The organism is Haloglomus irregulare, assembly GCF_007421925.1.
GTDB lineage: Archaea > Halobacteriota > Halobacteria > Halobacteriales > Haloarculaceae > Haloglomus > Haloglomus irregulare.
Map to the genome: position 1 here is coordinate 162,518 of NZ_QMDX01000007.1, position 16,595 is coordinate 179,112.

11 protein-coding genes and 2 CRISPR repeat arrays are annotated in these 16,595 nt (G+C 59.0%); of the genes, 6 read left to right on the forward strand and 5 right to left on the reverse strand.

From position 1 onward, the window contains the following. Positions 1-508: 508 nt before the first annotated feature. A CRISPR array of direct repeats spans positions 509-2,691; the repeat unit is 30 nt; unit sequence GCTTCAACCCCTCAAAGGTGCATCTGGAAC. 110 nt (positions 2,692-2,801) lie between these two features. Genes DP107_RS12310 through cas6 form a run of 5 tightly spaced genes read right to left on the reverse strand, consistent with a single transcriptional unit; the run spans position 2,802 to position 10,268 of the window. Then, entirely contained in the window at positions 2,802-5,477 is a 2,676-nt protein-coding gene (locus DP107_RS12310) for a CRISPR-associated endonuclease Cas3'' (protein WP_185977300.1), read from the reverse strand. A gap of 13 nt (positions 5,478-5,490) precedes the next feature. Then, complete coding sequence (cas5b, locus tag DP107_RS12315; protein WP_144262448.1) at positions 5,491-6,276, reverse strand: type I-B CRISPR-associated protein Cas5b; 786 nt, start codon at positions 6,274-6,276, stop codon at positions 5,491-5,493. A 31-nt stretch (positions 6,277-6,307) separates the two neighbouring features. Next, complete coding sequence (cas7b, locus tag DP107_RS12320) at positions 6,308-7,345, reverse strand: type I-B CRISPR-associated protein Cas7/Csh2 (protein WP_144262449.1); 1,038 nt, start codon at positions 7,343-7,345, stop codon at positions 6,308-6,310. A 5-nt stretch (positions 7,346-7,350) separates the two neighbouring features. After that, positions 7,351-9,477: a type I-B CRISPR-associated protein Cas8b/Csh1 gene (gene cas8b / locus DP107_RS12325; protein ID WP_144262450.1), complete on the reverse strand. Its 2,127-nt coding sequence runs from the start codon at positions 9,475-9,477 to the stop codon at positions 7,351-7,353. Then, the gene (gene cas6 / locus DP107_RS12330) at positions 9,474-10,268 is read right to left on the reverse strand and encodes a CRISPR-associated endoribonuclease Cas6 (protein ID WP_144262451.1); all 795 of its coding nucleotides are present in this window, start codon (positions 10,266-10,268) and stop codon (positions 9,474-9,476) included. Before cas6 ends, cas8b begins: the two co-directional genes overlap by 4 nt. 246 nt (positions 10,269-10,514) lie before the next feature. On the opposite strand from cas6, the gene DP107_RS12335 reads away from it, so the two are divergent. The 6 genes from DP107_RS12335 to DP107_RS12360 all read left to right on the forward strand — a co-directional run bounded on the left by DP107_RS12335 (position 10,515) and on the right by DP107_RS12360 (position 16,466). Next, the gene (locus DP107_RS12335) at positions 10,515-10,982 is read left to right on the forward strand and encodes a CRISPR-associated protein Cas4 (protein WP_238330876.1); all 468 of its coding nucleotides are present in this window, start codon (positions 10,515-10,517) and stop codon (positions 10,980-10,982) included. 2 nt (positions 10,983-10,984) lie between these two features. Further along, positions 10,985-11,986 (forward strand): type I-B CRISPR-associated endonuclease Cas1b, encoded by a 1,002-nt coding sequence (cas1b, locus tag DP107_RS12340; protein ID WP_144262462.1) that lies wholly within the window; start codon positions 10,985-10,987, stop codon positions 11,984-11,986. Beyond that, positions 11,987-12,247 carry a CRISPR-associated endonuclease Cas2 gene (gene cas2 / locus DP107_RS12345; protein WP_144262453.1) on the forward strand — a complete coding sequence of 87 codons (261 nt, stop codon included), beginning with the start codon at positions 11,987-11,989 and terminating at the stop codon, positions 12,245-12,247. It abuts the gene before it with no gap. Positions 12,248-12,351: 104 nt separating this feature from the next. Then, a CRISPR array of direct repeats spans positions 12,352-13,363; the repeat unit is 30 nt; unit sequence GTTCCAGATGCACCTTTGAGGGGTTGAAGC. A gap of 295 nt (positions 13,364-13,658) precedes the next feature. Then, a complete protein-coding gene (locus tag DP107_RS12350) occupies positions 13,659-14,171 on the forward strand; it encodes an NYN domain-containing protein (protein WP_144262454.1) in 513 nt (170 codons plus the stop codon). A gap of 756 nt (positions 14,172-14,927) precedes the next feature. Further along, on the forward strand, positions 14,928-15,761 hold the full coding sequence (locus DP107_RS12355) for a hypothetical protein (protein ID WP_144262455.1): 834 nt from the start codon (positions 14,928-14,930) through the stop codon (positions 15,759-15,761). A 210-nt stretch (positions 15,762-15,971) separates the two neighbouring features. Continuing rightward, positions 15,972-16,466 (forward strand): hypothetical protein, encoded by a 495-nt coding sequence (locus tag DP107_RS12360; RefSeq protein WP_144262456.1) that lies wholly within the window; start codon positions 15,972-15,974, stop codon positions 16,464-16,466. Positions 16,467-16,595: the final 129 nt, after the last annotated feature.

The following is a 16,595-nucleotide window of genomic DNA, read 5'->3' on the forward strand; positions in this document are numbered from 1 at the left end:
AAGCGCGCGCGTGGCCTGTAACAGCGACCGCGGTCGAGGTCGAGAGCGCCGGGCTGTTTAGTTCAGTCCTCATACATCTATACGGACGCGCGGAGCATCGCGGCGGGCCTCAGCCGAAGACGTGGCGGCGACATGGCCGTGGTCGTCGCCGATCTCGGGGATAGCCTTCGCGAGGGCAGCAGCTCCTTGCGGGCGGTGAGCAGCCAGCCGCTTGCCTGCGGAAGGGAATCAAGGCCGCCGTGAGGTGGCGGTCTGCTGATCGATATCCATGTTCCGCCCGTTCGCCATCGCCGACCTGTACTGCGAGGAAGACCCCGTCCGAGGATGTCCCGTCGCTATTCGTCGCGACCGGGAGGCGCGGCCTTGCTGGCTACAGCGCATACACCGCGTACCACCCCACCGAAGACGTGTACGAGAGTCTGGCCGGGAGAACGTCATCGCTGGAGGACGCGTTGTTACAGGGTTCCTCGGGTGACACGCAACCCGGGGAAGTTCCGGATGACAACAAGCTTCAAGCCCTCAAAGGTGCATCTGGAACCGACCTGACCGCTTGCTGGGGCGGCGTTCAAAACGCGCTTCAACCCCTCAAAGGTGCATCTGGAACAAGGAAGACGGCGAGTTCGTCGTCACGGGCGTCAAGCTTCAACCCCTCAAAGGTGCATCTGGAACTATCTCCGGGCACCAATCCGGCCGGCAGACGCCGTCGCTTCAACCCCTCAAAGGTGCATCTGGAACAGTCGAGTGGTGGTGGGACGGCAATCGGGATGAAAGGCTTCAAGCCCTCAAAGGTGCATCTAGAACATTCGGGATCGCCACTTCCCGCATCGTGAACCATCCGCTTCAACCCCTCAAAGGTGCATCTGGAACTATCACAACTATGAGCCTTAGCTCCGATCTTCAGCAGCTTCAACCCCTCAAAGGTGCATCTGGAACGTTCGGGTTGCCACCGTTCGGGTTTGATAAACGGCCGCTTCAACCCCTCAAAGGTGCATCTGGAACGCGTCATGTCACTACATACTGTAACCCGCTGGCTTGCTTCAACCCCTCAAAGGTGCATCTGGAACTCGTCTCTCGGTACTGGGAGCCGGACATCATCACGCTTCAACCCCTCAAAGGTGCATCTGGAACAATCACAAGACCCAGACCAGCCAGACATCGTCTCTGGCTTCAACCCCTCAAAGGTGCATCTGGAACCACCACCGCCGTCGCGGCCATCCAGAACGACCGCGAGCTTCAACCCCTCAAAGGTGCATCTGGAACGCGTCGAGCAAGCCCCACAGCAGCGCGCTGACCGCGAGCTTCAACCCCTCAAAGGTGCATCTGGAACTCGTCGTACATGAGGGGCATAACCTCGGTATCCGTGCTTCAACCCCTCAAAGGTGCATCTGGAACACGGCGCACACGGGCAGAAAGCCATCACAGGCGGGCTTCAACCCCTCAAAGGTGCATCTGGAACTACCACGTGTCAAGTCACTAACCTATGTGCCACTGCTTCAACCCCTCAAAGGTGCATCTGGAACACTATGCTGTTATCCATGATACCCTATCCGTGGGATGCTTCAACCCCTCAAAGGTGCATCTGGAACCGGTTCGTGAACGAGGCAGTTGGGATACGGACGCTCGCTTCAACCCCTCAAAGGTGCATCTGGAACGAGCACCGGGTCGGCGCCCTCGCCCGCGAACCGCTCGCTTCAACCCCTCAAAGGTGCATCTGGAACGCGGGTTTGGACTCGGCCCCGCCGTTCTCCACGCGGCTTCAACCCCTCAAAGGTGCATCTGGAACAGCGCAGAAATCATGCCTTAGCGCCCGCGTCGGTGGCTTCAACCCCTCAAAGGTGCATCTGGAACTTCACGCGAAGCTGTTTCTCGCCGTTGTGTTCGCCGCTTCAACCCCTCAAAGGTGCATCTGGAACTCGACGGCCTTCACCGTGCCGTCGTCACTCGCAGAGCTTCAACCCCTCAAAGGTGCATCTGGAACCGCACGAGCGGCGGCTGGATGACGCCAATTTCCCGCTTCAACCCCTCAAAGGTGCATCTGGAACACCCAGACCGAGTTCGGCACGAACCCGAAGTCCTCCGCTTCAACCCCTCAAAGGTGCATCTGGAACCATCCCTGCACTGCCGAAGTTCCGCAGTGACCAACTGCTTCAACCCCTCAAAGGTGCATCTGGAACTCATCGCTAATGCGACCCGTTTCCACGTTCCACTCGCTTCAACCCCTCAAAGGTGCATCTGGAACTCAGCTGTCGTGGACTATTGAATACGACGAGAAGCTTCAACCCCTCAAAGGTGCATCTGGAACGGGACACGCCGAATTACGGGCCGCGCCCGCAAGGGGGCTTCAACCCCTCAAAGGTGCATCTGGAACGACTTTCGCCGCCCGGAGGTCGTCGCGGGTGTCGGGCTTCAACCCCTCAAAGGTGCATCTGGAACAACTCCCCATCCGAAAGTGTGCCAACTTGAGTATCTGCTTCAACCCCTCAAAGGTGCATCTGGAACTGACAGTTCGGGCCACGGTCTACGCTGGTCGGCCGCTTCAACCCCTCAAAGGTGCATCTGGAACGAGACGCATACTGTTGAACCGGACAGTTAGCCCGCTTCAACCCCTCAAAGGTGCATCTGGAACACGAGCCATTCACCGTCGGTCGTCAGCTCGCGCCGGCTTCAACCCCTCAAAGGTGCATCTGGAACCATGCCCGATTCAACGGACATATAGGGTTAGTGAGGCGGATTAGCAATGAGATTTTCCATCGACCCTCAATTCCCTGTGTCCCCCTGGGGGGTCGATGGATAGTCGGATGTTACAGAATCGTGAATCGACTTCCGATTCCTTCCTCATCCTCAACGAGCCCTGCTCCGGACAAATTGTACGCGAGCCCCGGCTGGTTGGTGTACTCGAATAACTGTACGCCCTCTGTGTCACCGCGTGAGCGCCGATCAAGACGTGGGATTTTGCCTGCAGATTCCATGACCGTCTTGGGGACCGATACCCGCAGACTCGACAGTCCCTTTACAGCCTCGTAGGCCGCTCCCGTTGGGACCGGTTGGAACTTTGCGGCCGTCTCGGAGAGCGCAGTTTCATCGCCCGGAGATACGCCGACGACCGCGTCCACCGTCTCGTAGTCACCGATGAGTGAGCGTCCAAGCAACTGTTCCCCTTCACAGGCCTCGATCTCCTCGGTGATGCCTCGGTCGCCGATCTGGTTCTCTTCAGCCAATCGGGCGAAATATCGCCGGACAGCGTGGTCCGATACTTTGCTGTCCGGGATTCCTGAGCTGGAATCCAGTTCCGACAGTGTCGCTGAGATGAGCCGGAGATGCCCGGGGACCGACTGGTCGTAGACGTACTCGGCGGGCGGCGGGTCCGCTGGATTCGCCGGCGTCTCCTCGGATGTTCCAGCGAGCGTCCAGATGATTACTTCCCCACCACGTTCACCCCATTCAAACGACCGGTTGCACCGGCCGGCTGCTTGCACGATACTATCCAACGGCGCAATATCGCGATACACGATATTGAAACTGAGATCAACACCTGCTTCGACGGCTTGTGTGGCGACGAAGACGAACGGGAGGCCCGCTGTCGAGAGGTGGTCAGCGAGGTGAATTAGAACCCGCCGGTCAAACGGACGGAACCGCGAATTGAATGTGAGCAGAAACGTCTCGTCTACTTCATGATTCGAATCCGTTTCTGCCCCTAATCCAGCATGCGCACGTACCGACCGGGCAATCGCCTCTGGATCGAGTTCAGTGGCCGGCGAAGCACGCTCCTCAAGAACATCCGCGAGAGTCTGTCCGAGGTGCGTGGTTGATGACCGTTGTTTCAGTTCCTCGGTCAGGACGCGTGAACTCTCAATCGTGTTGCACACCGAGAGAACTGAGGTCGTCTCGTCGCGAGCGCGCTCGAGTATCCGACCCGCGGCATCCGCATGGCTGACGAACTGCCTCGGGTAGTCCGGATCGTGTGCATAGGCTGATTCGTCACAGCAGTAGGTTACTCGCTCGGCCGACTCGAAGTATGATTGCGTCGTGTGTGTCTCCCGGTTTGACTCGGTATCACAATCTGAATTCGGTCGCCCCCGCTCAAGAAGATCGGCAGTTTCGAACTCTCGAAAGAGTGGTGGCTGGGTCGCCGTCATCGAGACAACACTCGCATCGTACTCTTCGGTCAATATATTGAGGATCCGGGGCATCGAGGCCCACCAATCCTTCGGGAGGGCTTGCGGTTCGTCGAGGATGATGACCGACCCCTCCAGCGCCGGAAGCTTCGTCCCCTGATTTGATGTGGGTCCCACGAGGCTCTCGAACAGTTGCACGAACGTGGTCAGAACGACCCCCGAACGCCAGCTCTCCCCGAGGAATTCTATCTCATCACGTTTCTCGGCACGATCGCCGTAGGTCACCGTCTCGGAGAGGTGGTGGTGAACGGTGAACGCAGTCCCGGTGGGGTCAGCGCCCCAGATTGCGTCGTCCTCGAACTGGGCCCGCGTCTGCTCGATGATGCTGGTGAACGGGAGTGCGTAAATGATGCTCCGGCCTGGCGTCGTCTCTGGGAGGGCTGCTTTGGCGGTGAGGGCGCCACTGATGCCGGTAAACGTCTTTCCAAGGCCTGTCGGGAGCCGGAGAGTCGCGACCGGAGACGCGGTTGTGTCCTCAATCCACCTCCGAACCCCCTCAACAACTTGCTGGCGAGCATCCTCGCGGAGTGTGTTTAGTGTCGCTTCGAGTTCTGACTCGGCCGTCCCCTGCAGCGTCTCGATATAATTGTCGAGCGGGCTGCGCGTAAGTGACTCATAGCTCAGCAGTGCGTCGGTGGTCAGCCCGCTCGCGTGTGACTTGTCGGCAAGCGTGAGCGTCCCCCAATACCGGAGAACCCGGTCGTACAACCGGACCGGGAGTGCCTCCGAATCAGGCTTTGGGGGAGAGAGCGGTGGCGCCGTCGTACTGAGTGATTCCAGCCCATCGATGAGGGTGCCGTCCTCAAACTGTGTGACGAACTCGCCCCACGAGCCCTGTTCATCCGTTGCCCGGCCAATTAGCTCGTCGGCAAGCGCGGCGTTCTCGGCAGCAACTCGCTCAACCTGCTTGTGCAGCGCATCGTGCTCGTACGCCTCAGCAAGGCGTGTCCCGACGTAAGGAGCAGCATCGGGAATCGTCCCGTGGTGCCGGGCCACTGCGAGTGCGCCAGCGAGTTGGTCCAGCGACTCTACCCCTTGCTGTCGCAGCGCGTAGAAGGTGACGTAGGCTCCGATGCGAGCATGATACCGCTCGTTGTCCGGGCCGTCGTACTCGTCGCGGATGTAGGCCTGGAACTGCGGAGTCAGTTTGCCGAAGTCGTGTAACAGTCCCATTCCCCGAAGCGATGTCACCGCCCGCTCGTGGCCGAGCGCAACAGCCCGGTTCGCCACCTCTTCGAGATGTTCCCGCAGGAGTAGTGGGTCGTCACCGAACGGATTCGTTGGATGTGAGATAACGGACATAATGGTAACTCGACTAGCGGAACACGACCGTCGCATCCCCCACGGAGGCAGCATGGATATCGTCGGCAGCGAACTGAACTGCCTCGCCTTCGTGCGGAGTGTAAACGAGATCGTCCAGGCGCGTCGTCCGGCGACCGCCGCCGTGCTGCTCCATCACCGCGGGAGACCGTTCAATTCGATACGCGACCTCCGGTTGTGGAATCGTCTCGGCCAACGGAATTGGGACGATTGAATCGACTGCCGTAGCGTCTGGTAGCCGTTCGACCTGGTGCTCGCCGAGATACTCGACAGCGGCCAGATACTCCGACAATCCCATGCTCGGCGGATAGGTACTCGTCCCCGCCTCGAGATGCTCTCGGAGTTCGGTGTAGAAGGCCTCGTCTTCGACGGCTACATCGATTCGATAGGCAGGGTCAACCAGAACCTCGTAATTGTGGATTTGTCGATGCTGTGTCGTGTCCTGGTACATAATAGACCGGGACCGACGGCTGCCAGCGCGTTGTGAGGCGGCGGCGTCCGGGTCCGTTCCGACCCCCGTTGTGGGGATATTGATACTTCGCAGGTCGTTCAGCGAAGTAATCGCGACGGCACTCTGTCCTTCAGCGAACGTCTCGTAGTAACTGTCTCGCGGTGCCCCGACGATGGCTGCGAGCAACCCCGCAACTGTCGTCCGGGGAATGATGTCGAACGTCTGCTTCGTTGCGGTCCGGCCATACTTCTTGAAATGCCCCCAGTCGGCGCGAATCTCGAGTGAAAGACAGCTGTCCGGAACGCCGTCGTCATCGACTGTCGGCATCATGAGTGGCTCTCAAGATCGGCGTGGACCCAGGTCATTCGGCTAAATCGCGTTCCTCGTACGGGTCGATGGCGTGGACCGCGTAGTCGTCGTGCTGAATCACCGACTCGATGGCATCAGCGCTGTGCTCGGTGCCATCACAGACGACCGACAGGTTACGATTCCCGATGGCGTGTACCGTGTCGATGCGGTCGCTCTCGTCGTGAAGCGCCTCGACGAGCGCCGTCAAATCGACAGTCACATTCACGACGGATCGGGGGGCATCTGCCGACCGCTCCTCGTCCAGAGTGACGAGATTCTGGAGGTCACCCATATGATAGTGCTCATCCTCATACTCCACCCGAAGGTATAGCCGCGGCGCCTGTCCGACCTTGCTTCGGGAGGTGGTCTGGTTCTTGATCGACCGCCAGCACAGCGTGTCCAGTCGCTCAACGTCGCGGGGGGAGAGATGGGTGTCTTTGGCCGACTCGCCGTCGACGAGGCCGTAGAAGGGGAAGATGCCGTAGACGATGCGCTTGTCATCGAGCCCGAAGCCACCTTGACGGTTGTCGTCTCCTGTCGAGATCACGCTCGTGAGCGAGTCGTACTCCTCGTTCTCCTCGACTGCGTTCAGCGACCGTGCCGGCAGGAACTGGACAGGCCCCTGATAATTGTTCGGGAAGGCCCCCGCGAGCGCAGTCCGGAGTTCCTCCTCCTCTTCGTCGTCGCTCGAATTGAACGAGAGCGTCGCCCCGAAGTAGCGGACGTCGGTGGCCGCATCGAGGAACGCTGCACCAACGTCCTCGATATCGTCGAGATCGTCAGCATCAGAGATGTCACCGAGTACGTCCGTGGCGAGCGTCGTCCGCCCATAGGACCGCCCACCCATCTTTTTGACGTAGATGTCGTAGCCGTCGTCGGCAAGTTGATCGCGAAGGTATCGCTTGAGCCGGACATCGGTGATGATGGCCTGCCCGGTTTCGGGGTCGCGACGAGGCCGGTCGTCGTTCATCGGATTGCCATTCGGGTTGCAGTCCTGCGCGTCGGTCAGGAACAGAATCTCGGAGCGTGGAATCTCGTTGGTCTGGCTCATGTGTGTCAGTCAGCTGCATCAGCGGTCGCTTCGCTTTCTGTACTCATATTCTCGTCTCGGACTTCGAAGGCGACGGGCATCGCCCGGCGGCCGAAAGCCTGGCCGAGTGAATAGGCGAACTGCAGGTCGCGCTTCGAGAGGCTCCAGTCCTCTGGGTCGGTCTCCAGCGCGTCAAGGAGTCGATCCACGACCTCCGGATAGAGGACATCTGACGCGTAGTCGTCCTCAGCGGCGTATATCTTGGCCTTTTCCAGGCCCGCCTGGACCGCCTGCGATAATCCGCGGACGGTGATATCGTCGGCCGGCGTCCGTATGTCGAGTGGTCGCCCAACGCCTCGCTCGTTCTCCTGGTACCAGCTGACCTGGCCGACGAGGACGCCAGCCAGGAACGCGGCTCGCCGCTCGAGATCGTCGGTCAGCAGTGGGCGATTGAGAAACGCTTCCAGTCGGTGTTCGCGAATCGTCTCGATGTCTGTAGGATCTGATTGCTCGGTCATGGTCGTCCACTCGGTCGTGGCTGCGGGCTCGACTGGTGGGATACCGTTGACGAGACCCGCCCGCGAAAGGCTCTCTAACTGTGCGAGTTGCATCCCGATCAACTGTGGGGGCACCGGGTCTGTCCCTTCGAACTCGTCGCTGAACCGCTGCATGTACTCCTCGAAGAGCGTCTCCGCACGCAACTGTTCCCCCGCGAGGAGGCGATGGTCGGCCACACGACGGAAATCGTCCCCGACCGTGTCGGCATCGCGCCGTTGGAAACCTGCATCGATGAAACTGCCTAACAGCACATCGTTCGTTGCCTGGCGTCGTCGTGCGGTCTTACCCGGACCCTCAGTATCGATGCTCAGCAGCGGCCAGTTGGTTGGGGCGCCGAAGTTGCCTCGACCGGGCTGAAACGATGGACCCTCAAGCGTCGCCAACAACGCGTCGGCGAGCTGGCGAGCGTGATACATCGTGACCGCGTTCGACTCAGCGACGACATGCTTGTCATCCCCGATCGGCATCGTCAGCAGGTAATACCGGAGTTCCTGCTCGGCCAGTTCCGGAGCCGCGTCCTCGAGATCGTACGTGACGGCGCCCATCGGCGGCTCCGTCTTGTTCTGCTCAACGTCGAGTGACTCGATGGCGCGATACAGAACGCTCGCCTTCTTCGGGGTGAGCGGGCCGGTAAAGTACGGGAGGGCGTACACTTCCATCCCGCCGCGTCTCATGACCGTCTTCTCGAGCAGTTCTTCGGCCTTCTTGAACAGCATCGCCGTCTCAGCCGAGACCGGGTAGTTCCGCCACGACTGCGTCCGGTCGAGTGAGGGCTGGTTGTCCGGGTGCTTTACCGAGAACAGTCCGAATGGACTCTGTGGTGTCCCGACTAGGGTCGCCTCGGTCCCGTTCACGGCGTCGACACCAGCCCCGCGGGACACTCTCGACCCGCCGAGGTTCTTATCGGCCATGTTCTCCCCAGCGTAGCGGCGCATGGCCTCGCTCATCACCGGCATGTCGTCCGGGTACAACCACTGCACGCCTTCTGGACCCTCGTAGTCCTCGAGGTCATCCGTATCGAGTCGCACAGCGACGGTCACCACTCGCTCTGTCGTGCCCGAGAGTAGTTCCTCCGTCACCTCCGCGATCTCATCGAGTGTCTCTTCAGTCCCGAGCACCTCCGTGACGGCCTCGACCACCCAGCCGTCGGGGTGTTCGTCGTCCTCGCTCTCGAAGACACTGCGGACGGATTCGTAGCTGCTCCAGTTCCCGAGCCGACTCACGTACGTGCCTGCAAACGAGTCAGGCGAATTGCCGGTCTTCGACCCGACCTGCGTGATGCTGTAGTCGGTCCCACGTCCGGCCGGATTCTTCGAGACGGCGAGTGATTCGACGACATCTTTGGTCAGTGTGTCGACTGTCACGTCCCACGACAATAGCGGGTCGTCGTTGGTAAGATCGATTTTCACCGTAACATACTCGCCGCCAAGGTAGTCGTCCAGTGTCGAACCCGTTCGGAACAGTCCATCATCACTGGCGCCGACCGCGAGGACGCCGTACATCGCCATGATGTCGGGCAGTTCGACAGGCGCTCGACCGTGAGCCCAGAACTCCTCGATGGCCTGTTCGAAGGCCTCCAAGTCGATATCGGTCACGCTGTCTCCCCCGTCGGTAGGGTCTTGTCTTCGATGTTGAGGAAACCCAGGCCGAGGGCGTTTCGCTCACCGATTCCTGTGTCGAGTGCGAGATTCAGATGTCGCCGGTGGTCGTCGTCGCGGACGTGGTATCCGAACCGCCACTTGCTCAACACGACCTCGCGCTGCTCTCCCTCGGAGACGGTCAGCGGAAGCGCATACGTCTTCAGCAGTTTGTACTCTTCGAATAGCTCACCGTCGGTGTCGGACGGCCCCGGGAGATAGTCGGGCTGGAAGCGATTGTGCTTCCGGTCGAGGTTGTTCATTAGCTGCGTCTGGAACGGTTCAGTCGAGTACTCCGGGCGCCAGAAGAGTGACTCCCCGTCACTCTCGTCGGCGATGCCGTACTCCTCCTGGCGCCAGGGTGGGATTCGAACGAGGACACCTGTCCCCGTCTCGATCGTTCCTGTCGATCCTGGCTCCCCAACGTCGGGCGACAGGGGAACGACCTCTTCGATGCGGAACTGCATCTCACCGACATTGAATTCCCGGTCAGCGACGAGTCCGTCAGCGACGGCTCCGAGGATGTCACGATTTGCCGCCGCAACGAGGACGTGTCGTTGGTCCCCTGTCTCGATTTCTCCCCACGGGAAAATCTGCGAATTGCAGAGCCCGGGGGGGTGCCCGCCATCGTGGAGCTTGTCGAACTCAGAGCGGTCGAGCCCTTTCCAGAGTCGTCCTCGTAGTTTGTGATGTGCCGCGTTATTATATCGGGCGTCTGCCGTCGCCCGAAGTCGTATTAGGAGACGCACTGATTACAGCCCCCCCCGTGATGTACCAATCCAATCATACAGTGCAGATAGGAATTTCATCGCTGGGATGTTAATTCTAGCCGTAGAAGGGATAATGAGTGGTAACTAGCAACAAGATTATCAGTCCAGAATCTTGTCTGTGTCAGTATGGGGTCTGTGGGGCGGGAAGATGGTGGTATCGTCCAGCGATACATCAAGCGAGAACGGGCTGCACATCGTGAACCTCGGGTCCGTGTTACTGGGTTGATGATGCAGTATCACGAGGTGTGCCCACGGGAGCTGTGGTTCTTTTCGCGAGGAATCGATATCGACAGGGAGACCTCGAACATACAGCGAGGCACACATATCGACGAGACGAGTTACGAGGGCCGTCGACGGTCATTCAGTATTAATGGCCGCATCGTAATCGACATGCTCGATTCTGGGGAGGTGATGGAGGTGAAAGCCTCCTCGGCGCTGGAGGCTCCGGCGAAGCTCCAGCTCCTCTATTATCTCTGGTATCTGGACGAGATTCTAGATGTCGAGCGCGACGGGGTCCTCGCCTATCCTGCAGAGCGGAAGCGCGAGTCGGTGGAACTCGATGCGGAGTCACGGGAGTGGGTCGATGAATCGATTCGCGGGGTGATTCAGACAGTGGAACGGGACGAGCCGCCCGAACTCGAAAAGAAACCGTACTGTGACAGTTGTCTGTATCAGGACATCTGCTGGGTGTGAGAATGACGAAGCCGAATCATCACATCTTCGCCGACGGCGATCTCAAGCGGAATGAGGGCACGCTTCGAATCGACACTCTGGATGGAGAGACAGAATACCTCCCAGTCGAAAGCGTCGACACCCTATACTTGCATGGACAGATTACGTTTAATACAAGAGCATTAGGCCTCCTGAACGAGCACGGCATCCCCGTCCACGTATTTGGCTGGAAGGATCACTACCGAGGCTCATACCTCCCGAAACGAGACCACATTTCGGGAGATACGGTTGTAGAACAGATCCGGGCGTACGACGACTCAACACGACAGCTGAGCATCGCTGAGGACATCGTAGCAGCGAGTATTCACAATATGCGGGCGAACGTACGCTATTATAATGACAAGCGAGGCGACTTTACCGGGGCGCTTGATCGGCTTGAACAGCTCAAGGATCGAGTCCGTGAGGACAGTAGGAACTCTGTCGACGAACTACGAGGGATTGAGGCAACGGCGCGAAAAGCCTACTACCGTTGTTTTGATACGATTCTTCGAGATCCATTCGAACTGACGCGGCGCGAGTACAATCCACCAACCAGTGAGGCGAACGCGCTGATTTCATTCCTCAACGGGATGGTCTACACATCCTGTGTCTCTGCCATCCGGCAGACCGCCTTGGATCCGACGGTCGGATTTCTTCACGAACCCGGGGAGAGACGATTCACTCTCTCACTTGATATCGCAGACATATTCAAACCCATTCTCGCCGATCGCGTCGCATTCCGGGTCGTGAATCGACAGCACATCAGTATCGATGACTTCGAGTCCGAGTTAGATGGGTGCCTGCTCTCCGAGGACGGCCGTCTATCAGTGCTCGAGGAGTTCGAGAAGATGTTAGACGAGACGATCGAACATCCCCGACTGAATCGGAAGGTCAGTTACAAGACACTCGTCCGCACGGACGTGTACAGTCTAAAGAAGCATCTCATCGCGGATGAGCCGTATCGCGCTACTGAGAGGTGGTGGTAAGTGCTCGTTATCGTCGTTTACGACGTTCCTGCGCAGCGGACACGGATTTACAGGAAATTGCTCCGGCAAAAACTGGAGCACATCCAGCACTCAGTGTTCTACGGCAACCTGACCGAAGGCCAACTGACGAAGCTCAAAAACCAGATTGAGGATCAACTCGTACCCGAGGACTCGGTGATGGTGTTCGAAGCCGAGACGGAGGATTACGTGGACTACACCGTGTTCGGTAGCGCCGAGAGTCCAGGAAGCCGATTCACATAGGTCGGAGTCCATCGACCCCCGGGGGGAGCCGGGAATTGAGGGTCGATGGAAATCTTGATATGAGAATACCAGTATAGAGGCCTATGCCCCGCAGTTCAGGCATGGTTCCAGATGCACCTTTGAGGGGTTGAAGCAATTGTCCGAACTACGCGGGCAGCCCGTGTACGCCGGTTCCAGATGCACCTTTGAGGGGTTGAAGCCGTCAACGGAACGGTGACGGTGCCCTTGGCCGGCGGTTCCAGATGCACCTTTGAGGGGTTGAAGCCGGCGGGTCGTCTCGACGCTGTCGGACCGGTATGATGGTTCCAGATGCACCTTTGAGGGGTTGAAGCTTTATCGACCCGACGGAGCTGCGAACCGGAGGGGGTTCCAGATGCACCTTTGAGGGGTTGAAGCGAGTGGAACGTGGAAACGGGTCGCATTAGCGATGAGTTCCAGATGCACCTTTGAGGGGTTGAAGCTCGACGTTGCCGACGCTGACGACGCGACTGCTCGCGTTCCAGATGCACCTTTGAGGGGTTGAAGCGCAGGACAACGACCTGCTACCGGAGAGCCACCCGGAGTTCCAGATGCACCTTTGAGGGGTTGAAGCGCGGGCGGGCGGCGCGCACTGGCTGACGGGCATCAGTTCCAGATGCACCTTTGAGGGGTTGAAGCCACGACGACCCGGACGGCGTGTCCGACGTGCTACACGTTCCAGATGCACCTTTGAGGGGTTGAAGCGGCGAACCCGACGCCGACGACTACCGCCTCGGAGGTGTTCCAGATGCACCTTTGAGGGGTTGAAGCACGAGTCGCTCGCAACGCCGTCGACTGGGAATCGAGGTTCCAGATGCACCTTTGAGGGGTTGAAGCACGGCGCGCGAGTATGTCGAGGAATGGCTGGACGTGTTCCAGATGCACCTTTGAGGGGTTGAAGCGGCCCTCAGTCGTCGGCTTCGATTTCTCCGCAACCGTTCCAGATGCACCTTTGAGGGGTTGAAGCGGTCGGACACGGCGGTCGCGGCCGTGATTGACTGTGTTCCAGATGCACCTTTGAGGGGTTGAAGCTGGCCCAGGTATCAGCATGAACAGTTACAGATACGTGTCCCAGATGCACCTTTGAGGGGTTGAAGTACTTTCCGACCCTTCTGGGTCGTTGACGACGGCGACAACGGGGAGGTTCTCAACGACGAGCCCGCCAGCGATGACGGCCGGCCCGGTGACTGCGACTGCGGCGACTGGAACGCCGACGGGCCGCTCCCCTGTTGGCCCTGCTACCGGGACGGCTTCGCCGAACCGGCGACTGACTCCGAGTAGCCACCCCCTCTGCCGGTACTTTGCTCAGCCCTTTCTTATCTGGGAGCGGCTCAATCCCCGGTGCCGTGGACATCGGCGACTGTAACCCCGTTTTTGATAAAGTGGCCGCAAAATGGAGAACATCATGCCGAAGCGCGATGGGATGCTATTCGTCGATCAAGAGAACCTCCGCAACGGGGCTAATAATTATAACTCTGATTATGAATACGATTTCGTTAATCTCCGGGGGGAACTCATGGAGGGCCTCTATACTGTGAGATCATACTGGTTTGCTTCATGGCACCCCGAGTACGGACGACCGAACAATTTCTACACGGCGTTAGATAGGGAGGGTTACAGGGTAGTTGATTCCCCACGGGTTGAACGAGGGAATACGTATATTGAGAAAGGGGTTGATATCACGTTGGCAACAGAGATGCTTGCCCATGCATTTCAGGACAGTTACGATACAGCGGTGTTAGTCTCGGGAGATTCTGATTATCAAAGGGTTGTTGAGCAGGTGCAAGACCGAGGCAAACGTGTCATTGTCGCCGGATGGGACGACAGTACGTCGCCAAAAATGAAAAGCCAGGCTGACCGCTTCGTGGAGCTGAATCAGATTGCTGACGCTATTAAGAAGGAGTGAATTTCAGGGTACCGGTATCACCGGGCTCGACCTCGGAGGAATAAGTTCACTCCCGTTTAGGGAATGGATTTCGAGGGTCCCTCCTCAACCGAGCGGGTATAGCCCTACCCTGGTAGGTGAAATTCAATCTTTTCTATGAGGAGGGGATATATATGTTTTATGTAGTTTGCAGAAGGGTAGCGGCACTAACGCTCCCCCTCAGCCTGCATATTTTTAAATACTCGCGTCCGCCAGCACCTGAAGCATATCAGGATGAAACAAACGGCCATTAGGACAAAAGTCAGTTAGCATATGTAAAGCAGATAGATCGTCGCACGGCGCGGGGGCAATTAACGCCGGCGACGCCGTCGAGGAGTTCGTCGCCGACCGCGATGCCCGCGTTCTTGATGCGGATGCGGAACCCAACGTCGGTTCCGGTGTGGTCCCAGCGGTCGCTGACGATTGCCCGCCTGGCGAACGGGATTGGCGGTAATCCGGTTGTAGAACCACTCACGTCCGGAGAGACGGGCGATTCTCCCTTATCATCTCGTTACCTGACAGCATCGGCGTGCGAGATACAAGAGGGTAGGTTTAGCACCGGAGACTTTACAACTCACTGATAGAGTAGTGCGTCTTTGAACCCTCTCTGAGCAGTCTTACCGAGGCCGGCCCCCCTCTCCACGGCAGGGGGGAGGCTGTCAACACGGCTCCTCGGTGGAGCCCTCATTAGGCCGTAGGGCACCGGAGTTTTTTCTGAGGCTGGACGGAGTGAGAGGTATGCGAACGGAGCGACGATTCAATCGGCCAGAAGACCCGTATCCGTGGGAGTACCGACTCGTGTTTGAGAACATCGACGCGACAGCACCGCTTGACAAGCCTGTCGAAGGGACGGTTTTTGTGACGATTCACGGCGAACCCAACTATCCCGTTGAATTACGACTTGAAGACGAGCCGGTGCGTGGTAATGCTGACTACGTCACTAGCACCGTCGATAGCATCAGCGTCCAGGGAGCGGACGACTACCCACAGCCACTCCATATCAAGGTCGGGCCTGGACAGGGGCGCGGGGCGAAGTTCATCAGTATGGCTACCGCAGATTACGATTCCGATGCAGACATCGACTCTAAAGAAGACCCTGAGGTGACCAAGCACCATCTCTCGATTCCGCCGGCTGAAACGGTGCGCCTCACTCACAAACTGGGCGGCGGGAAGCGAACTAATCAGGCGCTCAACGAACTCCACGATTACTACGACGGGGACGGACACAGAGCCGTTGAACGCTTCGCTGAAGAGCTTAAGTCACTGGTCGGGTTTGAGACCAGGGTTGACATCCTGAACTACCTGATGCAGGAACAGCCGATTTCGCGAGACAGTGCCGCAGCAGTCAATAGCGTGGCCAAGCAGCTCACTAAGCCGGCATACCAGAACCGGATTCAGTCACCTGCTGACCTCCACAGATTCATCGAAATCGTTGATACACGGCCCCATTTCGGTAATATAAATCTTGAAGCCGTTCTTGAGGAGGTGCGGAACCGAACGACACCCGAGGAGCGGGAAGCAATCTGTGACCGGCTTGGGGTCGCTGACCTGGGGCAGTTGGCGGAAACGTGAACAAGTTCGCAACAGAGCGGACTGTCGCTTCCTGATGAAGGCCACTGAACGCATTGACGGGCTTACCCATGACGGATGTGGAATCGTCACTGCCGCCGGACACCAATACGACATCGGCCCAGTACTGGAGGAGGTTATCAGTCCTACAAGTGGATCTTCAGTTTATGCAAGATGGTTTCAGTTATTCATCTCGCGTAACGTGCGCTGTGTATGCAGCAGTGCATCCGGAATCTATCAGTGCCTGAGAACTCCGCCCGTCTCGTAATCGGGGTGGAGGACTACCCGGCCGAGTACCAGATCGTCCAGCCCTCGGTGTCGCGGCTGGTCGGCGAGCTGGACGACCGAGTCCTCACCGAGCCGATTGAGCAGCTGAATGTCCGGGACCGTGGCGGCGCGGACCACGACCTCGGCCTCCTTCCTCACGCGATCGTCGAGGGACTCGGCCCTCGGTACGGCGCCGACGTGCTGGACGGCCTCCGGGAGAGCCTGGCCCGGTTCCTGGTCGACCGCGATGCGCTGGAGTCGTTCGCCCGCTGCGGGGAGGCCACACCGCGCTGGGCTCGCGAGCGGTTCCCCGACCTCAATCCTGATGTAGGCCGGGACGCGGCGCTCACGAACACGGGGCTCCCCGAGGCCGCTGTCCATGAGCCGGTCGAACGGACCGAGGACCTCGCTGCCGACCCGGGAGGACCGGCCGATGACTGAGGCCGTGAATCCGTCGCCAGCGGCGACGCCGTGGCCGTCGACCGCGCATACGCCGGTCAGCATGGCCGCCCAGACCGGCCGCGAGCGGCGCTGTCGGGCCGGCTGCGGTCGGCTGCTCGCCCTTATGAA